Annotated in this window: 18 protein-coding genes and 3 pseudogenes; 7 read left to right on the forward strand and 14 right to left on the reverse strand. The window is 43.7% G+C overall.

Annotated elements, in window-relative coordinates; all coding sequences use genetic code 11:
• Window positions 1-41: 41 nt before the first annotated feature.
• From AC3ZPD_RS03955 to AC3ZPD_RS03970, 4 genes are all read right to left on the reverse strand, one after another.
• On the reverse strand, window positions 42-881 hold the full coding sequence (locus AC3ZPD_RS03955; RefSeq protein WP_490982971.1) for an ABC transporter permease: 840 nt from the start codon (window positions 879-881) through the stop codon (window positions 42-44).
• On the reverse strand, window positions 878-1,663 hold the full coding sequence (locus AC3ZPD_RS03960) for an ABC transporter ATP-binding protein (RefSeq protein WP_490982972.1): 786 nt from the start codon (window positions 1,661-1,663) through the stop codon (window positions 878-880). Before AC3ZPD_RS03960 ends, AC3ZPD_RS03955 begins: the two co-directional genes overlap by 4 nt.
• Window positions 1,664-1,690: 27 nt before the next feature.
• Window positions 1,691-2,689 (reverse strand): ABC transporter substrate-binding protein, encoded by a 999-nt coding sequence (locus AC3ZPD_RS03965; RefSeq protein WP_490982973.1) that lies wholly within the window; start codon window positions 2,687-2,689, stop codon window positions 1,691-1,693.
• Window positions 2,690-2,976: 287 nt separating this feature from the next.
• On the reverse strand, window positions 2,977-4,494 hold the full coding sequence (locus AC3ZPD_RS03970) for a carboxypeptidase M32 (protein WP_490982974.1): 1,518 nt from the start codon (window positions 4,492-4,494) through the stop codon (window positions 2,977-2,979).
• A gap of 228 nt (window positions 4,495-4,722) precedes the next feature.
• On the opposite strand from AC3ZPD_RS03970, the gene AC3ZPD_RS03975 reads away from it, so the two are divergent.
• Window positions 4,723-5,301, forward strand: a complete 579-nt coding sequence (locus tag AC3ZPD_RS03975; protein ID WP_490982975.1) for a beta-class carbonic anhydrase — start codon at window positions 4,723-4,725, stop codon at window positions 5,299-5,301.
• Between the two features lie 198 nt (window positions 5,302-5,499).
• Here the strand turns inward: AC3ZPD_RS03975 and AC3ZPD_RS03980 are convergent.
• A pseudogene (locus AC3ZPD_RS03980) lies at window positions 5,500-7,605 on the reverse strand (thioredoxin domain-containing protein).
• 232 nt (window positions 7,606-7,837) lie between these two features.
• Between AC3ZPD_RS03980 and AC3ZPD_RS03985 the strand changes: the two are divergent.
• Window positions 7,838-8,089 (forward strand): hypothetical protein, encoded by a 252-nt coding sequence (locus AC3ZPD_RS03985; protein ID WP_490982976.1) that lies wholly within the window; start codon window positions 7,838-7,840, stop codon window positions 8,087-8,089.
• A gap of 34 nt (window positions 8,090-8,123) precedes the next feature.
• On the opposite strand, the gene AC3ZPD_RS03990 is transcribed toward AC3ZPD_RS03985, so the two are convergent.
• The 3 genes from AC3ZPD_RS03990 to AC3ZPD_RS04000 form a co-directional block, all read right to left on the reverse strand.
• Window positions 8,124-10,181: a UvrD-helicase domain-containing protein gene (locus AC3ZPD_RS03990; RefSeq protein WP_490982977.1), complete on the reverse strand. Its 2,058-nt coding sequence runs from the start codon at window positions 10,179-10,181 to the stop codon at window positions 8,124-8,126.
• Entirely contained in the window at window positions 10,182-12,251 is a 2,070-nt protein-coding gene (locus AC3ZPD_RS03995) for an AAA family ATPase (protein WP_490982978.1), read from the reverse strand.
• A gap of 118 nt (window positions 12,252-12,369) precedes the next feature.
• Window positions 12,370-12,909, reverse strand: a complete 540-nt coding sequence (locus AC3ZPD_RS04000) for a Wadjet anti-phage system protein JetD domain-containing protein (RefSeq protein WP_490982979.1) — start codon at window positions 12,907-12,909, stop codon at window positions 12,370-12,372.
• Window positions 12,910-13,476: 567 nt separating this feature from the next.
• Here AC3ZPD_RS04000 and AC3ZPD_RS04005 point away from each other — a divergent pair.
• Window positions 13,477-13,698, forward strand: a pseudogene (locus AC3ZPD_RS04005) (aldo/keto reductase); the annotation flags it as partial.
• Between the two features lie 144 nt (window positions 13,699-13,842).
• Here the strand turns inward: AC3ZPD_RS04005 and AC3ZPD_RS04010 are convergent.
• A complete protein-coding gene (locus AC3ZPD_RS04010) occupies window positions 13,843-14,124 on the reverse strand; it encodes a DUF6809 family protein (RefSeq protein ID WP_490982980.1) in 282 nt (93 codons plus the stop codon).
• Window positions 14,125-14,236: 112 nt separating this feature from the next.
• Between AC3ZPD_RS04010 and AC3ZPD_RS04015 the strand changes: the two genes are divergently transcribed.
• Window positions 14,237-14,455, forward strand: coding sequence for a helix-turn-helix domain-containing protein (locus AC3ZPD_RS04015; RefSeq protein WP_490982981.1), 219 nt, complete (start codon window positions 14,237-14,239; stop codon window positions 14,453-14,455).
• Window positions 14,456-14,468: 13 nt separating this feature from the next.
• Here the strand turns inward: AC3ZPD_RS04015 and AC3ZPD_RS04020 are convergent, their stop codons facing one another.
• Window positions 14,469-15,368 carry an AraC family transcriptional regulator gene (locus AC3ZPD_RS04020; protein WP_490982982.1) on the reverse strand — a complete coding sequence of 300 codons (900 nt, stop codon included), beginning with the start codon at window positions 15,366-15,368 and terminating at the stop codon, window positions 14,469-14,471.
• A gap of 117 nt (window positions 15,369-15,485) precedes the next feature.
• Between AC3ZPD_RS04020 and AC3ZPD_RS04025 the strand changes: the two genes are divergently transcribed.
• Both AC3ZPD_RS04025 and AC3ZPD_RS04030 read left to right on the forward strand, forming a co-directional pair.
• The gene (locus AC3ZPD_RS04025; RefSeq protein ID WP_490982983.1) at window positions 15,486-16,862 is read left to right on the forward strand and encodes an MATE family efflux transporter; all 1,377 of its coding nucleotides are present in this window, start codon (window positions 15,486-15,488) and stop codon (window positions 16,860-16,862) included.
• Between the two features lie 17 nt (window positions 16,863-16,879).
• Window positions 16,880-17,500 carry a sugar O-acetyltransferase gene (locus AC3ZPD_RS04030; protein WP_490982984.1) on the forward strand — a complete coding sequence of 207 codons (621 nt, stop codon included), beginning with the start codon at window positions 16,880-16,882 and terminating at the stop codon, window positions 17,498-17,500.
• 118 nt (window positions 17,501-17,618) lie between these two features.
• On the opposite strand, the gene AC3ZPD_RS04035 is transcribed toward AC3ZPD_RS04030, so the two are convergent.
• Together AC3ZPD_RS04035 and AC3ZPD_RS04040 are read right to left on the reverse strand one after the other, a co-directional pair.
• Window positions 17,619-18,284, reverse strand: a complete 666-nt coding sequence (locus AC3ZPD_RS04035) for an HAD family hydrolase (protein WP_490982985.1) — start codon at window positions 18,282-18,284, stop codon at window positions 17,619-17,621.
• Between the two features lie 23 nt (window positions 18,285-18,307).
• Window positions 18,308-18,916: a sugar O-acetyltransferase gene (locus tag AC3ZPD_RS04040; protein WP_490982986.1), complete on the reverse strand. Its 609-nt coding sequence runs from the start codon at window positions 18,914-18,916 to the stop codon at window positions 18,308-18,310.
• Between the two features lie 117 nt (window positions 18,917-19,033).
• Between AC3ZPD_RS04040 and AC3ZPD_RS04045 the strand changes: the two genes are divergently transcribed.
• A complete protein-coding gene (locus tag AC3ZPD_RS04045) occupies window positions 19,034-19,924 on the forward strand; it encodes a helix-turn-helix transcriptional regulator (RefSeq protein WP_490982987.1) in 891 nt (296 codons plus the stop codon).
• Window positions 19,925-20,045: 121 nt separating this feature from the next.
• Here the strand turns inward: AC3ZPD_RS04045 and AC3ZPD_RS04050 are convergent, their stop codons facing one another.
• Together AC3ZPD_RS04050 and AC3ZPD_RS04055 are read right to left on the reverse strand one after the other, a co-directional pair.
• Entirely contained in the window at window positions 20,046-20,582 is a 537-nt protein-coding gene (locus AC3ZPD_RS04050) for a GNAT family N-acetyltransferase (RefSeq protein WP_490982988.1), read from the reverse strand.
• A 65-nt stretch (window positions 20,583-20,647) separates the two neighbouring features.
• Window positions 20,648-20,851: pseudogene (locus AC3ZPD_RS04055) on the reverse strand (RidA family protein); the annotation flags it as partial.
• Between the last annotated feature and the right edge of the window lie 64 nt (window positions 20,852-20,915).

A 20,915-nucleotide genomic window follows, 5' to 3' on the forward strand; every position in this document is an offset into this window, starting at 1 on the left:
TCGTAAGGAAAAGAAAAAAAGCGAAGAGGATGGATTCAACCTCAACGCTTCTTTATTAGTAAAGATTCCAGATAAACCACCAATTGATACATCAGCGTCGCCACGACCGCAATGATGACCAGGCTTGCAAAAACAAGCGTGAAATTGAACACCTGGAAGCCATAGATAATCAAATAGCCCAATCCGATCTTCGCCACCAGAAATTCGCCGACGATCACGCCGACCCACGACAGGCCCACGTTGACCTTTAAGGTAGACACGATAGCCGGAAAAGAAGCCGGGAGCATCACTTTCATGAATACGTCGCTTTTGCTGCCCCCAAAGGTGCGGACGACCTTAATGTAATTGGGGTCCGTCTCTTTAAAACTGGTATATACGACAAGCGTAGTCGTAATAACCGTGATCGAAAGGGTCGTAGCCACGATAGCTGTAAAGCCGCCTCCAAACAGGACGATAAAAATCGGACCAAGCGCCACTTTCGGCATGCTGTTGAAGACGACCATATAGGGATCAAGCACCCTCGATAAAAAAGGCGACCACCAGATCAGCACCGCAAGCAGGGTTCCGACCAGCGTGCCAAGCAAAAAGCCGATGACGGTCTCCGTTACCGTCATGCCGATATGCGGCCACAATTCTCCGCTCCAGGCGTCTTTGCCGATCTGATGGAACACCTTGGACGGATAGCTGAAGATCAGCACGTCGATCCAGCGCATCCGGCCCGCGAGCTCCCATAAGCCGATTAAAGCCAGCAGGATAAAAAGCTGCACCGCGCGGACCTGTCTCGTGACCCGTTTGCCCTGGCGCCGATAGCGGACAAATTCCGCATTCACCCAGGGGTTCCCCGGGCTGCGGCCATTTTCTCCGGGTCCCATTGCGTTCATGGCTGCACCTCCTCTTTCCCGGCCTCAAGCTCTTTCCATACCTGATGAAAAAGCTCCGCAAATCCTTCCTGGTCCCGCGCATAAAACGGAGCCGTTTCCCGGATTTCCTGTGGAATGTCAAAGGTCGTGCGGATCCGGCCGGGATGGGCGGCCAGCACGATCACCCGGTCGCTCACCGCGATGGCTTCGCTTAAATCATGCGTGACCAGCACAGCCGTTTTTTTCCGCTCGCGCAGCGTATCCACGATCAGATCTTCCAACTGGAGTTTCGTCTGATAATCCAGCGCCGAAAACGGCTCATCGAGCAGCAGCACCTCGGGATCGGTCGCCAGGGTCCGGACGAGCGCCACCCGCTGCCTCATTCCTCCGGACAGCTGGCTCGGATACAAATCCCAGGTGCCGCCGAGCCCCATGCCATCCAGCAGATCCTTCACCTTCCGGATCCTTTCCTCGGTCAATTGCCGAGTCAGCTCCAGGCCGATCAAGGCATTATCCAAAATCGTCCGCCAAGGGAACAAATAATCATGCTGAAGCATGTACCCGGCTTTGTTGCTGCCCCTGCGGAGCGGTTTTCCGTCCTGCAGCACTTCGCCCGCCGAAGGCTTCAGCAATCCGGCCATCACGGAGAGAAGCGTGGTTTTTCCGCATCCGCTTGGCCCTACAAGACTTACGAATTCTCCAGGCTCTACCTTCAGGTCGATCTCCTGCAGGGCCAGCGTCGCCTCCCGGTCGCTGACGTAGACGTGGCTGATGCCCCGCAGCTCAATGACTGGTTTCGTCACTTGCGCACGCTCCTTCCCGGATGCCGCTTATTTGGCTTCTTCCGCCGCTTTTTCCGCAAACGACGGATCCACCAGCGTGTTCATATCCACTTTCTGCTGCAGTTCGCCTGCCGATTCCATCACGTCCTGCAGATTCGTCCACTGCTCTTCGGTAATGGCCGGACTTGCCGCATAAGTGCCTTGTTCTTTGTAACGTTTAACTGAGCTTGCGAGAATGTCCATGTCGGTATCTTTAAAATAAGGGGCGATGGTCTGGGCAATCTCTTCCGGGGAATGCTCCTGCACCCAGGTTTGGGCTTTTTGCAGGGCGTCCGTAAACTTCTGGATCTTCTCCGGATTGTCTTTGATGTAGCTTTGCTTCGCCATAAACACGGTATAAGGCAGCTTCCCGCTTTCCGTTCCGAAGGAGGCGACCACATGACCTCTGCCTTCTTTTTCAAAAATCGACGCCTGCGGCTCAAACAGCTGCACGTATTGGCCCGTGCCTGAAGCAAATGCGGCCGTAATGTTGGCAAAATCGATGTTCTGGATCAGCTCCAGATCGCCGTGGGGATCGATGCCGTGTTTTTTCAGGGTAAATTCTCCAGCCATCTGCGGCATGCCGCCTTTGCGCTGCCCCAGGAATACGCTGCCCTTCAGCTGATTCCAGTCAAAAGCTCCTTTATCTTCGCGGGCCACCAGGAAAGTGCCGTCCGTTTGGGTCAACCCCGCAAAATTGATGACCGGATCCTCCGCGCCCTGCTGATAAACGTAAATCGACGTTTCCGCACCGACCAGCGCCACGTTGATCTGCCCGGCCAGCAAGGCCGTCATCGTTTTATCTCCGCCTGCCGTCGTCTGCAGCTCCACATCCAGCCCTTCATCCTTAAAAAAGCCTTTCTCCAAAGCAACATACTGCGGGGCGTAAAATACCGAACGGGTCACTTCCCCGATGTTGATCTTCCCGTCCTTCGCTCCGCAGCCGCTCAGCAGAAGGACTGCGGCCAGCACCGCTGCCACCGCTGCGGCGATTCGCGGCTTGTTCATGCTCCATCCACCCTTTCACTGTGCAGCTTTCTTTTGGTTTTACCTCACTGTATGCGGAACGTGCCCAAAAGGTTAACCGCCCGGCAGGGCGGGGAACGGCGGGTACCAACCGGACATCTTTTGTTGCAAATCCGAAAGGATGGCAGTTGCGATCCTGATTCCCGATCCATAAAAAAAAGACCTGAACCCAGGCAAAAAGCCGGGTTCAGGTCTTCTCCGGATTCGGTCCCCGCGGATCGAATCCATTCCACAAACGAATAGTTTATAGTTTAATGAAGCGTTCTAACTTAAAGGCCGTAGATCGCTTTGTATTTGTTCTCCAGATAATCCGCCAGGTAATCCGGGTTCAAATCTTCGCCCGTGATGTCTTTGATCAGCTCGGCCGGCTTGCGGCTTTTGCCGTAGCGGTAGATTTTTTCGATCAGCCATTCGCGGATTGGCGCAAATTCCCCTTTGGCGATCAACTCGTCGAAATTCGGGATTTCCTTGCGGATCGTATTCGCGAACTGGGCTGCGTACATGTTGCCAAGCGAATAGGACGGGAAGTAGCCGAAGCTTCCGCCGGACCAGTGCACGTCCTGCAATACGCCTACGCCGTCGTTTGGAGGAACGATGCCCAGGTACTGCTCATATTTTTCGTTCCAGACGCGCGGCAGCTCTTTGACGGACAGATTGTCGTTGAAGAGCATTTTTTCAATTTCGTAACGGATGATGATATGCAGATTGTAGGTCAGTTCATCCGCTTCGATCCGGATCAGGGAATTCTCCACCTTATTGATGGCGCGGTAGAACTGCTCCGGCGTTACGTTATCGAACTGCTGCGGGAAATGCTGCTGCAAATCCTTGAAATAATGTTCCCAGAAGCCGCGGCTTCGGCCGATCATATTTTCCCAGAAACGGGATTGGGATTCATGGATGCCCATCGAGGTTCCGGTCGCAAGCGGCGTGCCTTCCAGCTCCGGATTCAGGTTTTGCTCGTAAAGGGCGTGACCGCCTTCATGCAGGCAACTGAAAATCGAGCTGGTTACGTCGTCCTGAATAAAGTTGGTCGTTACGCGGATATCTCCGGTGTTTAGTCCGATCATAAACGGATGTACACTTTCATCCAGGCGTCCGGCTTCGAAATCGTAGCCGATTTCCTTCAGCAGGAACAAGCCGAACTTCTCCTGTTGTCCTTTATCAAACAATTGGTTCAGGAATTCCGTGTCCGGTTTGTTCGGAGAGGCCTCAATCGCTTCAACCAACGGCACAAGGCGCGCTTTCAGACGGCCGAACACTTCATCCAGCTTCTCGGAGGTCAAATCCGGTTCGTACATATGTAAAAGGGTATCATAACGGGTAGCGCGGGGACCCCAGTAATCGATGAATTCCTGGGTTTTGGCGACAATTTCGGTTAGATTCGGCTCAAAGCCCGCAAAGTCGGAGTTCTTTTTGGCATCCTCCCAAAGCGTTTCCGAATGGGCGGTCAGCACGGTATAGCTTTGGAACTTGTCCGCCGGAATTTTGATGCTGCGGTCGTAGTCCTCCTGGACGTCCAGCACGGTTCTGCGGTCGATGTCGCTAAGCTGCTTCAGAACTTCCGGCTGGTTCAGAGCGGCAAGCAGGCCTGCCATTTCCTCGGAGGTGCCGAGTTTGAAAGCTTCCGTAGACAACATGCCCAGCGCTTCGGCACGGGCCGCCGCTCCTTTGCGGGGAGCTCCTGTCCGCAGGTCCCAGCCCATAAGTCCGCAGGCTTCCACGTAACTTCTGATTTTTTTGTTTAACGCCCGGAATTGCTCAAGCTTCTGCTTCCAATCCTGTTCCATAATCAAGCGTCCCTCCACTGGTAAATTAACTTACTCTATTGATGATACTTTTTAAAAACACTATAATCAACTAATGAACGTGACCTATGTCACATTTATAATGATTTTTTATCAGGCACTCTTCCTTTAGTACCCGATTTATTCCGAGCTTTAACTTTTATGGCATAGTCGTCGTTCGGCAGACCCTGTTTTACACATCAATCGCAGAATAGAACGGAGGAATTCATCTTGAGTAAGATCCAATCCATTTTAGACTTCAACAAAGAATTTGTGGCTAACAAAGAATACGAAGCTTATGTGACCGATAAGTTCCCGCAAAAGAAACTGGCCATCGTGACCTGCATGGACACGCGCCTGATCGAACTGCTGCCAAGGGCGATGAATCTGCGCAACGGCGATGCCAAAATCATTAAAAACGCCGGCGCCATCGTTTCCCACCCTTTCGGGTCGGTGATGCGAAGCGTCCTGGTTGCGATTTACGAGCTTGGCGCCGAAGAAGTGATCGTGGTCGGCCACCTCGGCTGCGGCATGGCCTCTCTGAATGCGGACCGGATGATTAACTCCATGAAGGAACGCGGGATTTCCGATGATGTGCTGAATACGCTGGAGCATTCCGGCATCAAGCTGGAGAACTGGCTGCGCGGTTTTGATTCCGAACGCGAAGGCGTCATCGAAACGGTCGGCATCATCAAAAACCACCCGCTGCTTCCGGCCACCGTACCGGTTCACGGCATGGTCATCGACTCCAAAACCGGCGAGCTGGAGCTTGTCGTAGACGGATCGCTGGAGGAAAAAGCTGCGCTTTAATAGGGCAGACTGTTGAAAAAAAATAAAGCCTGCACCGCTGAGTTTCCTTTGCGGTGCAGGCTTTTTTATCTTCTATCTAAGCTGGGTTTGGCAGCAGTGATCGGAAGCAGGGTTTCCTTCTGTTGGGTGTTGGGAGTTGGTTGCTGTTTGCCTTTTGCCGTTAGCCGCTGGCTTCTGCCGGCCCTTTGACCCCTTGCTTTACCCCCGTTTAGACAGCTGCTCCCGCAGCGCCTCCACACTAGTCACCGGGGCTTCGCAGGCAAAATGACGGCATACATAGGCCGCAGCCTGGCCGTTCACCGGCTGCATGTCGGCCAAATGAGGCAGCAGGCGGCGCAGCTGCTCTCCTTCTGCTCCCGCGTAGTTCACCAGCACAGCCGTTCCCGGCAAATAAAGGCTGTGGACCTCCGCGATCATTTCATGCAACAGCGGATCATCCGCCGCCCCGCTGAGCACGATTTCCATTCCGCCTGCCAAAGCGTTCAGGACGGCCTGCATGTACATCGCATGTCCGGCCGGATAACGTCTAACCGTGCCGGCGAAGGCTTCCAGCAGCTGCCGGGACTTGTCCTGCAGCTCTGCGTCCTGCGTAATGGCTGCCAGCTTCTGCAGCTGCAGCGCGGCGACCGAATTGCCGGACGGCAGCGCGCCGTCGTAAATTTCCTTGCTGCTCAGCAGCAGCCGTTCGCCGTCATGGCCGCTGAACGTGAACCCGCCATGTTCCTCGTCCCAGAAGAGGTCGAACATTTTCTTGTTTAGTTCCATCGCCCGTTCCAGGTAAACGGCTTTGCTGGTCGCTTCGTACAGCTCAAGCTGTCCCCACAGCAGGAACGCGTAATCGTCAATGTACGCTTCAAACGCCGACTCTCCGTCCCGGTAGCGGGCCAGCAGACGGCCGTCCTCTCGGCGCAGCCTGGACCAGACAAACGCTTCCGCTTTGGCCGCTTCCTGCGCCAGCGTGCTGCGTTTCAGCACCTTGGCGCCGCGGGCGAGCGCGGCGATCATCAGGCCGTTCCAGGCCGTAAGCACCTTGTCGTCTTTATGCGGATGCACTCTTTGTTCGCGGTACCGGAACAGCTTCTCCCGGCTTTCTTCCAGCCTGGTCTTCAGGCCAAGCGGATTTAACCCTCGAACCTGAGCGATCTCCTCAGGAGTCCCTTTGATCAGGTTTGGGATGTTGGAGCCTTCAAAGTTCCCTTCCGGGGTAATGTCGTAGACGTGGCAGAACGTATGCATATCGTCCAGTTCCTGGCCGAGCGCCTCCGCCACTTCGTCCCGGGTAAAGAGATAAAATTTCCCTTCCTCCCCTTCCGAATCCGCGTCCTCTGCGCTGTAGAAAGCCCCTTCCGGCGACGTCATGTCCCGCAGTATATAAGTAAAAATCCGCTCCGCCACCTCGGCAAACCGCTGTTCGCCGGTGGCCTGGTAACCGTCCAAATACGCAAGCGCCAAAAGGGCGTTGTCGTAGAGCATTTTTTCAAAATGGGGTACGAGCCACTGATCATCCGTCGAATAACGGGCAAACCCAAAGCCGATATGGTCGTACAAGCCGCCGCGGTACATCGAATCCAGCGTGGTACGGACCATCGCTTCCGCTTCGATGGCGCGGTAACGTTTGCTGTATGCCAGCAGGAACGACAGGTTATGAGGGGACGGGAACTTCGGCGCATCGCCGAACCCGCCGAAATCCGGATCGAACAGCGAACCAAACTGCTTAACCGTCTGATGCAGCAGATCTTCGTCCAGATTGCCTTTCTGAGAGCTTTTGGCGCGTTTATTCAGCTCTTTCAGCAATTCGTCGCTGAACGCCGTCAGCTCATCCGGATTGCTTGTCCATCTGGCCTGAATCTGCTCCAGCAGATCCATCAGCCCGATCCGGCCCAGCATGCTCCGCCGCGGAAAATACGTACCCGCATAAAAAGGTTTCTTCTCCGGCGTCAGCAGCACCGTCAGCGGCCACCCCCCTTGCCCGGTCATCGCCTGGCACACCGCCATATACAAATTGTCGATATCCGGCCGCTCTTCGCGGTCCACTTTGATCGCTATGTAATGCTTGTTGAGTAAAGCAGCCACTTCTTCATGTTCGAAGCTTTCACGCTCCATCACGTGGCACCAATGGCAGGTCGGTATACTGTTACCTTACTACGAATACCCAATAGATAAAAAGACAGGTTTCTTTTCCTGTTTCGCTTTGTTAAAAGCTTCTTCCGACCAAGGGAACCAGTCAACCGGATTGTATGCATGCTGAAGCAAATACGGCGACTTTTCCTTGGCTAATCTATTGGGCACTTTGTGAGTTGTCATGGGGCATCACCTCGTTTCGGTTTAAATTTGGGCTAGAATAGGGCTTAGGATTAGTTTACCCAAAAATCCTTGGATCTCGTATACAAATTGCATCAGGATGAACGAATTGCATATCTGGTTGTTTCTGCTGTAATAAAAAACAGCTTGATTGTAATTTTAAATCATAAGAATGAATAAATTATAAAAAAATGGTTACAGACATGTATAACTAACTTTTTAAGGAGTGGTAATAATGAAACAACCAAAAATAAAGATTTTCGGACAAATACATAAAGTAATTCAAATTGAATTTGATAAAACTGGTCTAATTAAAAAAATTGTTTATCAAGTAAATGAACGGCAAAACAAAACTGTATTTAAAGGTATAGAAATGACAAATAAATCTTTAATCTCAAAAAGTCTTATACAAGAACCAACTTGTCATCCATACCATAATTATGCTTATGCACCTGATTTGGAATCTTTACTTATAGAAATCGACTAATAAAAAAGTAATATAATACTCAGGGGAAACCGTTTCATACGAAGGGATATATTTCACCAAATATTTCCATAATTCCACTTTCAAAATTGGTTACGTCGTCAATATATATAATTCGTAAATTCTTAATTGCTCTAGAGCAAGAAACGTATAATAAATTTTTAACTTTTTCAAAATTTTGTTTATCTTTACCATCTAACTTATCGAAATCTCTGAGATTTTCAAAAAAGAAATTAAAGTAGTTTCTATTTTTACCAAATGAATTTTCTATAATAATAATAACATTATCAAACTCTCGCCCTTTTGTACCATGATAAGTATGGTAAATAACATTTTTCTCTTGTTTATCAATGATAAATTTATACCACAAATCATATTCATTAATATCAATATCTAATAGCTTCTGTATAGTTATGTTTGCATGCTCAATATTATCATCAGATATATTAGGAAATAACTTCTCTAAAAGATAATCTTTAAAAATTTCAGATGTGATATTTTCGAAACCAAACATCCAATTAATTACATCTTTGTATTTTTCATCATCATTTTTGGAATAAACATTTGATATGGAGTTAATATATTCGCCTAGTGTGTTTCCTTTACTTTCCTTTAAATAACTGATTAATCTCCTTAAATCTTTAAAATTCATCTCCTCAAACAAGCTATCTTTAGATGAAATCTCATTAACTGAAGTTTCAATATCCATAACATTATTGCGTAATTTTACAATATTAAAAAGTAACTTAGAAACCTCTCCTAGTTTAGATAAGTCATGACTTAATAGTTCAGTATTAAGCTGATTATAGTTCATACCTATATATTTCTCTGCATCTCCAAAAGTTTCGTATATGTTTAAAAAGCCACTATACTCTGCAACAATTTTATTGGTTAAAACAAGACAATGTAGTGGATTATCCAAAGTCACCTTCCATTCGTGAACATACTTATCTATAAAACTTTTAACATTGTTGGGAGTGCCCTTATAAAACTCTACACTTCCGCCTTCGCAATCATCATAGATCGATATTTGTTCAATATTATCTTTGCGGATTTTATTTATGACATCAATGACTTCTTTTGTAGATCTTCTATTGAATTCTTTATTTATCGGTTTTAAACTTGAGTGAGTTTCTGTTATTCTATTACCTACTCCGTCATCATAAATATTTTGCGCTCCATCACCAAAATATCCAATAAAAATATTATGTCCTATTTTTTTGGAGTATTTCTCCAAAATGCTCATTATCAATACAATTTTTTCATTAGTATCCTGGTACTCATCAATAAATATATAGGGATATTTATCAATGATAATCTGTTTTAGCAAATCATATTTCCCAATTATTTTTAAACCATAATCTAACAAGGAATCATGGCTTATCCGCATTTTGTGAAGTTGGTCGTTATTAAATATAGAATTGTATTCAACTGTTTTGTATCCTTGTTTCTTCATTTCAATGCATTCACGACACTTTCTATAATTATCCTTTTTATATAATAAATTTACTATTTTTTTAAAATTACCAACATTTCTCAGTATATCAGAAAATCCATTTAAAATCGGTTGAAAAGTTGCCTTGAAATCTGCTGCTTTAGCATTAATTTTTTGATAATATAATTCCTTTTTCTCAACCATAATCTTTTGAAAATGTTCTTTTTGTTCTCCATTTAATTCATAATACTTTTCATATTCCCCATCGAATTTCAATTTCTGTTCTAATTTTGAGATTTCTTCATCCAACTTCTCTTTATGAATCTCAACTAATTCTTTTCGGTAGTCTTTAATAAGTGCCCAAATTCTTTCATGAATTGTAGATACTAATACCAGATCCGTATTCCCTAGCCTTTCTTTTACTTCCTTAGTCGCCACATTCGTATATGTAATACAAATGATGCGCTGATTATGTTTCTTTAAGTTCTTCTCATAATTTCTAATTACGTATTTTAAACATTCAATCAGAGCATAAGTTTTTCCAGCACCAGCTCCAGAATTAAAAATGACACTTTCTTTTTTATTAATAGATTGAAAGATTTCATTTAGTGAAGCAAATTCTCTTTCTCTGTTAGATGGAGATATTTTTGATAAACTCATTTATTTCTCCCCTTCTAATTTTATAGTTAACCATGAAAGCCCATTTGCAATATATTCGGGCAGGCTTGGAATCTTTGTTTCTTCAATTTCAGTAATAAATTTGTAAAGTAACTCATTTGCAAAATCACTTTTGTTATCTGATAATTTATTTTGAAGTTTATATGAATTTTCTTTGATATTATTTATGTTATTTTCTTTACCCATAATGTTTTGACAGATTTTTGGTTTAATTTTTTTTAATACGCTAACTAATAAGTTGTTTTCAAAGTTACTTAAAATAAATGCCTCTTCAAAACTTGTAGCAAAATACCCATTTATTTCCCCCTGGTATGTAATATACATATTCCCAATTTCTAACTTCTCATGCTTTAAATCCTTTAATTTATTTGAGTTGTCATTAAACTTCATAATTGTTTTATTAGTTGTTAATCTACAACTTAAATCAGAAATTTGTTTGAAGTTTTCTTTTTCTTCGTCGCTTCTTTTTATATCGAGATCCGTAATTATTAATGCTGGCACTTTAAGTAGCTTGATGAGTTCGTGGTAAACAAGTCCATGAGCTCCATCAATATTAAAAATAGATATGTAGTATTTATTTAACTTTTCATTTTTATCTATATAATATTTAAGAAGTGTCTCTTCCGTTACTCCTTCAACAAATATAATAGCATCCGAAAAAAACAATTCAGAAACTTTATATTTAATATGTTTTTTTAGAAATTTAAGGTCATTCTCTTTATTAGGATCATTAGTATCATTCTTAGGGACAATTACATCATCATACAGATTCACCACACTAGTATGATTATTTTCAATAGTGATGTAATTTATATTATTAAAAGTATTGCCACTGTGTATTTTACTATTCAATATATGTGATGAATGAGTTGTTATTATTAACTGGCTATTTACATTTTTATTTTTATTTTTCAATAGAGAGGCAATTGTCTCATTTATATTTTTTATAAATAACTCTTGCATTTGGGGATGCATAAATGTTTCAGGTTCTTCAATTGCAATTAAATTAATCTTGCTGTTAAAAGAGTTCTCTGGATATTTTTCCATATAATCAATTAGGTCGGCTATTATCAACATCAAATTGGTATAACCTAAACCGAATTGATTTTCCGGTATATTTAAATCACGTTCAACATATTCGTATTTGATTAAATTATGCATCAATTTTTGAAAGGATAAATCTGCACTCAACAGTACTTTAAGTCTATCTTTAGATTCAACTTCTTCTAATGACTCATTGATATTATTTGTATGTCTTTCACTGATCAACTCAGTAAGTTCTTCATTTATATCATCGATTTTTTTGTTGAGTTCATTCCCTTCTTCAGTTAAGAATGACTTGTAACGATATTCAATTATTTTACTAAAAGCTTTAGACAAGCAATTGTCACCTTCAATATTATTAGCCTTAATAGGCCGTAATTCCATTAGATTTTTTATCTTAAAATTATCTATGTAATCATTATCTATATTGTAATAATTGATGTTAAATTTCGACTCATCTACCAAGTCCAAAAACTTTCTGAAGAGAACACTTTTAGTTCCGGTCTGTTTCTCCTGTAACAGTTTTTTTACATCCCTGATAAATACTTCATCATTATCTATTTCCACTTTTATAACGATTTCTAATTCTGAATTATCAACATCAATTAGTCTCATAAATGGCACAAGATTAGTTATTAAATCAGTACTATTGTCTTCAATTCCAATGCCAATATTAAATTGTAGGAAGGGGGTTTCTAATTTCATATTTGAATCATCTTTTAGCTTCGCAAGTTGGAATTCATATTGTTCTAGTATTTTTTTTAGATAGAACAAATTAAAATCATTTGCCTTGAATGAGTCTTTATAATTTATAAGATTATCAAGGGCTTTTACAACAGTGCTTTTTCCACCATTATTCTTACCTACTATTAAAGTTGTTGTATGTGCAATATTTATCTCTTTTAGATCTTTTTGTTCTCGATAACTTTTTGCATCAACAAATTCAATCTTGTTGTTATCATCACCAAATTTTCTGAAATTTGTTATTTTTAAACTTTTTAAATACATAACGTATCCTCCTAGTCTTAGCAACTCAAAAAATAATACAATTCAAAACTATAGCCAATACAAAACAGTAGGACGTAATGCAATTTTTAAGTTCTGAACTCAGTTACCACGAAACGTATTATCGATACAAAAAGCTCTCTTGTTCTATAACAATTTTGTCTTCTACAATTTTTTCAATCAGTGGCTGCAACAACGGTTCTTTCACCATCTTTAATTTCTCCCATACAGAAATTTCTATCTTCTCACCCATGAGTAGATATGCTTCATATTGAGCCACGTTCATTAAATAAGGGCGTAATTGTGGGAAGATATGAGTACGAATGTATTGAAAAATTTTAATCCCACCATAATCCAAATCACCTGTATGAAAATAAACAACTTCTTGTTCACTCAAGATTTGCTCTAATTTTCTCAAGAAATCCCTCTCTTTTGGAGAAAAATATCCGTGGGAAAATATGATTAAAGTGCCCGACTCATATTCCATCGACATGTAATTGGCTTTATTTTCTACTGTTATGATTTTGTGAATATTTTGTTGCGCAGCAATAATGGCATATTTCAACATTTCACTATTGAGAACGGCCCATATATAGACATCTCGATTTTTCGATCGAAATAGGTCCCAAAAAATATCCGGTATTTCTTTCATTAGTTTCATAGGGCTTCCTCATTTGCTTAACGTTTTGGTATATTTCAGTTATAAGAGTTTAATTTTTTCAAAAAAATATATCAATATCAGATCTTTGACCAAACCACATTACCTAAGTTCCTCTTGTGCAAAATCCTTGTTTAATGAAAATGAAGAGATATTCCATGGTCGCTTGTAGAATTCAAAGAAATACCGCAAAGGATATATCTAGTAAAGTTCTTTCTTAAAAGATTCGACGTAGTTCTCAATCCCCCTTCCAAAAGAACTAAAATTCTCCATATAAAAAACCTCCAGAAATTTTCCAGAGGCTGCGTTGTTAGCTATAATTCATTTATGATTACCTATAACAAACCGTCAACTCCACCCGATCCCCTTCCCGATTATACACAATTCGCTCCACCAGCTTCTTCAACGCCCGATTCTTCTCTTCACTCGTCACCGCAACGCTCCACAACTCCCTAAACTCACCTATCCGCTCATATATCTACCCCACAGTCGGATAATCCCCTTCATCTAATACAACCTTCCGCAAATCCTTCAACTCTTCCTCCAGCTTCTGTATCTGATAAGATCAAACGCGGCTTTATTTCCGGAGAACTGCGCAAGTTTGAAGATTTTGCACCGGATGATGTTCGGCGGATTTCCCCGCGTTTTCAAGGAGATAACTTTCAGAAAAACCTCGACGTCGTGGACGAAATTAAAAAGCTTGCTGCAGCCAAAAACATCACGCCTTCCCAGCTGGCGCTGGCCTGGACCTTATCTAAGGGAGCACTGCCGATTCCCGGAACAAAACGTCTTAAAGGGAGTCAATTTATAAGTTGCTAATTGGCTATTTTGATATTTGAAACGAAGTAATTCATCCATAGGCTATTGAGAAACCTGGTTGGATACAGGAGCTCAGTAGCCTATTTATAATACTCAAATTCATGAACTTGAATTTCTTTATGTATAGGTTTTCCCTTTCTCGCTCAATACTTCAATTAACAAGGCAGCCCCCATTTTAAATCCATGGCTGTAAGCGGAAGCGGACGTAATGGAACTTAGACTATCTTGTAGGTCTGATAGCTCTTCGATCACTCTATATTCTTCATTAGTCAGCTTCAATTTAAGGATTTCCATAACAACTGATATTTGTTTAGTAACCTGTATGTATTCAGGGTCGTCTATTCGGATTTGTTCACTCGGATAACATTTACCGTAATATAAATCCTCCAATATGCTCACGTCCTTAGCTCCTCTCTAAGATTGGACTTACATGCCAATCCTAGCGAATTTATCGCTAAAAATCAATAGCGAATAATTCGCTAGGATATTCTTGTTTTTGGAGGTGGATAAAATGTATCAACGAATCCGTAATTTACGCGAGGATAAAGACTTAACTCAAACCCAAATGGCCGAATATTTAAAATGCAGCCAGAGGATATACAGCAATTACGAACGAGGCGATGTAGATATTCCAACGGCAATTTTGATTAAATTAGCTGATTTTCATCATACGAGTACGGATTATTTATTGAATAGAACAAATCAGAAAGAGCCCTATCCGGCCGGATAGGGCTAGCGTTAAACTAACGGACAGATTGGTTCTGCTTGAAAAATTGCTTGCGGTAACTCCGCGGAGTCAACCCTAACTCTTTATGGAACACATAGGAAAAATAGCTTGAACTTTGAAATCCACAAGACATAGCTATCTCATTGATCGTTCTATCCGTATCTTGCAGCATCTCGCAGCTTTTTTGGATTCGATACCGCGTCAGATAGGAATTCGGCGTTTGACCCAAGTAACTGCCAAACAGGTCGCAGCATTTGCTTCTGCAGACAGAACCAGCGGCCGCGATCTCCTCCAGCGTGATTTTATTTTCATAATGCTGATGAATAAAATCGGTCATTTTCCAAGCCACCGCCCAAAACGGATCGTCTGTTATACGTCCTGAACCTGAAGATAGATGATCTCCCATAGAGGCACATAGAGACATAGCCTGCGATAATAAGCGGATGGGATTAGGTGCCGGACTGTGCATCTCGTTATAGATCTGAGTCAGTGAGAACAGAATTTCCTGCTGCCAGTTGATTGTATCCGTTAAACATACATAATCATCCGAATTTGAACCGAATTTCTCCTCCCAATACTCCTTTCCGGCCCAGGACTCCTTGCCAAGCAATGAAGGATGAATGGCGACCACAATATAAGAACAGTCCTTCATCTCGGATGAGAACCCATAATGTAATCTTTTGCTGTTAATAAATAGTCCGTTCCCTTGTTCTAAATACACCGTCTTTCCGTTTACAAAAAATTCGATTGTCCCTTGAAGAACGAATATAAATTCTAAATCCGGATGCCAATGACATGCGGCAGCATACTTGTCAAACTGGCGTAAGGTGCCTTGGCGAACATACAACTGGAAATTGGGCAAATTGTAGTTCAAACGTTCTGACAGGTCAGAAAACACTTCAAGTTGATTCGGCATCCTAACACACCCTCAATAAAATACGATTTTGATAATAGTATCATCAATTCTGATGGAATTCTATGAATCGATATACTATTTTTATTTTATGTATATTACAAAGGGAAGGAGAAACTCGTGCAAACCAAGCTGCATTTAGATTTGCCTAAGAGTCGCGATTTCAATCGTCAATTGGCTGGCCTGGTGATTCCCATTGCCCTGCAGAACTTGATCTCATCGTCCGTTATTATGGTAGACGTCTTGATGCTCGGTTCCGTTAGTCAATCGGCTATGTCGGCTGTATCCTTGGCAGGGCAAGTCACTTTCGTATTAACTCTGTTCTACATGGGCCTGGCAACAGGGGTAGGAATTCTAACGGCTCAATATTGGGGGAAAAAGGATACCGCAGCAATCCAGCGTGTGCTTACTATTGCTTTGATGTTTTCATTAGGGATATCCCTTGTTTTTTTCCTCCTATCCCTATGTTTTCCGGACATACTGATGCGGATTTTTACAGATGATCCCGAATTAATCGCTTATGGTTCACATTTTCTGCGTGTGGTTTCATTTTCTTATCTTGCAATGGGGCTTTCGCAGATGTACCTGAGTGTGATGAAGAGTACGGAGCGGGTACGCATAAGTGCCACGATTAGCGCAAGCTGCCTAATCTTAAACATAGCTCTCAATGCGCTGTGCCTATTCGTATTATTTCCTGGTATGCCCGAAAAAGCGATTGCTGGCGTTGCGGCAGCAACGGTGTTCTCGCGTTTAATCGAGCTCGGATGCTGCGTTGTTTATTCCATAAAACGTGGACCTGTTCATTTCCGCCTGCCTCTGCGTGATGAAGCCGAACGTTTCTTGCGTAAAGATTTTATCAAGTATACCCTTCCCGTCCAGGCAAACTACATTATTTGGGGAGGCGCATTAACGGCGACAACCGCCATTATGGGGCATGTAAGCGCTGATCTGGTTGCTGCTAACTCTATTGCAGCAGTAGTCAAAGACCTGGCCATTGTGCTGTGCGGTGGTATTTCTAGCGGCGGAGCCGTGCTGGTTGGTAAATATTTGGGAAGTGGCAATAATAGGATGGCCATAAAGGCCGGGAATAGGATCATCGTTTATGCACTCCTATTTGGAATGCTGGCTGGAATCGTCATTCTGCTTATAAAGCCGGCTGTATTTCATTTAGTGAATTTGAATGATACGGCACAAAGCTATCTTCATGGAATGCTTTATATATGCGCCTATTATTGCATTGGAAAGTCGTTAAATTCAGCCATTATCGGCGGGATATTCCCGGCTGGAGGCGATTCTAAGTATGGATTCTGGTGCGATTTGGTTGTGATGTGGGGAGTCATTTTACCCTTAAGCTGTTTGAGCGCCTTTGTATGGCACGTCTCCCCTATCTTTCTATTTGCAATCATTAGTTTAGACGAGATGATCAAGATCCCAATCGCTGTTATAAGATATCGCCAATTCAGGTGGTTAAACAACCTTACACGGAATTTTAATTAAGAAAGGTGAACTGAGTTATGACAATGAGAGAAAGAATTGCAACCGGTAAACTCTTTACAGATTATTGCGAGGGTCTGCCAGAAGACAGAGCCCATGCAAAAAGAAAAATGATTGCATTTAACGCGACAGGACCGGATACGTTGGAAGAACGTTCCAGACTTATAAACGAAATCTTCGGTAAAGAAACAAAGGCATGGATCGAGCCGCCGTTTTACTTCTGTTATGGAACGAATATTGAAATGGGTGACGGTTGTTACATTAACTTTAATTGTAATTTTGTAGACGATACTAAAATCATTATCGGGAAAAAGGTTATGTTTGGCCCTGCTGTGACGATCGCAACTGTTGGCCATCCCATAAATCCAGCATATAGAGAGTATATGTACGCAGATCCAGTAAAAATTGAGGATAACTGTTGGATTGGTGCCGGAAGTGTCATTTGTCCCGGAGTTACTATTGGAGAAAACAGCGTCATAGGAGCCGGAAGTGTGGTGACGAAAGATATTCCAGCTAATTCTGTGGCTGTGGGCAATCCTTGCAGAGTGTTACGGACCATTAATGAACACGACATGAAATACTATTATAAGGATAGAGAGATTACTCAAGCAGATTTAGATGAGGAAGCGAACTTGAGATAAGCTGGAGATAAGTTAAGATAGGAACGTAAAATGGGTTCGCGAAATTGAATGACAACAGCGGCAGTTTAGGACTTATTTTCTAGTCTTGGTCTGCCGCCGTTTCTTTTTATGGATCAGACTAATCCTTATTTTCACAAAAAAACTCATAATAATCCCTAATTACCTCATCCACTTCATTCATTTCCTCAAAATATTCCCGGTCGTTTGTATGAACAACGGCGATAATTTTGCCGATGCCCGCTGCCTTTGCCGATCTGATTCCGGAAACCGCGTCTTCAACAACGATGCAGTCCCGAGGATCTGTCCGGATGGCCCGGGCTGCTTTGATATAAATATCCGGGGCCGGTTTTCCGGGAATGGAGCCGTCGTTATAGATGATTTGCTCAGGGGCAAACCATTGCTCCAAGCCGAACTTCTGCATGTAAAAGTCCACGTTTGTTTTTCCGGATGCCGTTGCGATTGCCCGAGGAATGTTTTTCTTCTTTAAATGATCCAGCAACTCCACGGCGCCGGGAGCCAATTCAAAGGAAAGCTGCTCCACACACAGCCGCCGGTAAAGCTCCTCTTTGCGCTCGGCTAACTCGAACAGCTTGTCTTGCGGCAATGGCTGGCCAAACAGGTATTCAAAAATAAACGCATTACTGCGGCCATGTACGTATTCCTGAAATTCCTTGTTGGAAATTCCTCTGCCCAGAATCTCTTGCGCAAAGGTTATCCAGGCAAGCTCATGCTGGGCCGAATCCCAAAACAACGTACCGTTAAAGTCAAAAATAACGCCTTGCATCCCAAGCCCTCCTTCCTTGCGGCTTACTCCCATACATCCAGTTTTTTGTTTTTGAAAAAATATTGTCTGTCCTTCTCCCCGATTTCACGAACCACCCGGCAGGGCGTGCCTACCGCGACCACGTTGGAAGGAATATCATTCGTCACGACGCTTCCCGCCCCGATGACCGAATGGTCGCCTATTGTGACTCCCGGAAGAATTTGAACGCCGGAGCCGATCCAGACATTGTTACCGATATGGACAGGAAAATTATAGACGTAATTGTGTTCCCTCAAGATCGGCAGTATGGGATGGCCCGAAGTAGCAATCACGACATTCGGCGCAATCATGCAATCATCCCCCACGTAAATATCCGCGTCATCTACAAAGGTTACATTAAAATTGCAATATATGCCGCTTCCAAAATGGACATTATGGCAACCCCAGTTGGCATGCAGCGGAGGTTCGATATGGCAGCCCTCGCCGATTTCGGCAAACATCTCTTTCAGCAGCTGCTGCCGCTTCTGCTGTTCCGAAGGTCTGGTTCTATTATAATCGTAAAGTTTCTCCATATAACTAAGCTGTTCTCCCATAATTTCAGGATCATCATAACGGTAGACCAGCCCGTTCTCTTTTCTTTCTTTATTGTTCATACCGGCATTCCTCCTACTTATGCTATGATCAAAATTGTATTTCACTCTGCTTGAAGCATCTACTAAAATCGTTTGTATCCCTATCAAAATCGTATTTAAGTTAAAGGAGGGTTAAACGTGTCCGCACCCTTGGAGGTCTTTTCTGACCAGTCAGAAAGGCTGCATTATAATCTGTCCGGATTTCCTCTTTACGTTCACAAAGACCAGTTGATTCGGTACGGATACGCCGCCGCTTGCCACTGGCACCCCGATCTGGAGTTTATTTTAGTGCTTGACGGGGCTATGGATTTTTTCGTGAACGGAACAACGGTACGTATCGAAGCGAATCAGGGGCTTTTCGTTAACAGCAAACGGCTGCATTACGGCTTTTCAACCGAGAAAAACAACTGTACCTTCATTGCTGTCGTCATTCATCCTCTGCTGCTGTCCGAAAATTCGCAGGCTGTCAAAGGATATTTGGATCAGAAATTCGGGCTGGATACCGACGATTATATAAGGCTTAGTGCGCAAGTAGATTGGCAGCGGGAGGTTTTGCTGTTGGTCCGTCAAATCTATGAGGAGATGCACAGCGAGACGCGCAATCCGTTACGTTTGCTGTCGCAGGCCGTGTCCCTATGCGCCCAATTGGGGGACCATGTTCAGCAGAACCCGTCGGATCGCGCAGAAGAACGGTTTCGGACAACACTGTGGAAAATGACGGGGTTCATCCAGCAGCATTACGACACAAAAATCACGCTGGAGGATGTGGCAGCCTCCGGGGCCGTGTGCCGAAGCAAATGCTGCGAATTGTTCAATAAATACATCGGGCAAACTCCGAACACCTATTTAATGAGGTACCGGATCGCCAAAAGCCGTGAGATGCTGGTGGAGAGCACTCGAACCATCTGCGAGATCGCCATGACCTGCGGTTTTCAAAGCCCCAGCTATTTTGCCTATGTTTTTCGCAAGGAAACGGGGTTAACGCCTCAGGAATACCGCAAACAAAACGCGGTGCCGGTGTCCCTTTGATGAAAACAGCTTGGTAACGGCCCTGCCCTGAGCTAGGAAACCAGTTTCCCGGATCAGTTAAAGAATAAATAAAGTAAAAAAACGGAGAGTCCAGTAAAAGGCCTCTCCGTTCCGCAATTGTTTATTGACAATTTTTAAATCTAAAAATAAGCATCTTGCCGTCCTCTTCGGTTTCGGCAATTTCCTCTTTAAAATTTCCATCCGTATAATTCTGAATCGTTTTCCGCCAAAAGGTTTGTGCTCTCAGGTTTGTTTCCTGCGGATTGGTTTGCAGTTCCCATGTGCCGCGGTGACTGTTAAAAACTTGAATGGACGCATTTTTCGCTGTATCCGTCCCCCGGAATGACCGCAAAATAAAAAACTCGTTCATATAAAAATCACTGCCATGCGGGGCATGCGGAGGCGAAGCCACAAAAGCAAATCCTGCCGGAATCCCGTCAACCTTTATAAGGTAGGGAAACAGGATGGACGGTTTGGACCACCAAATATCAAAAGCTTTATTCTGCTCGCTCAAAGTGAGGGTTTCATCTTCTTCAAAAACGCCATATCGATTGGGTTTTCTGTCCCAGATCTCGGCTAAATCGTGCAGGTAAAGCGGGTATAAATTGTTGATTATAAATTTAGTGTCTGCAGCTGTAAGGCCGATAGTGATTTGCATAGACTGTTCTCCATCCTCCCTCGCATGAATAATAGATTAGGCGGCCTCCCTCGCTACCCCATCGCTACCGCGAGCCGTATGTTCTCAAACACCTGCCGCGTCTGGGCGGCAAGATCACCTTCTCCGACGAGCTGTCCCTCTTTGTCCAGCGCAATTTGGCCGGAGATATATAACATTCTCGCATTTTTGACTTCTACAATATGGGAGTAGCCGAAAGTCGGCGGCATGGTTTCGGGTCTTGCGAAGCGGATCGATTTGTTGTTTTCCATTAGTAATCTCCTTATGTACGAATCGCTGAATTAAACTTATCTAATTCTACTATAAAATGGAACG

The sequence above is a fragment of the Paenibacillus mobilis genome (assembly GCF_058267595.1).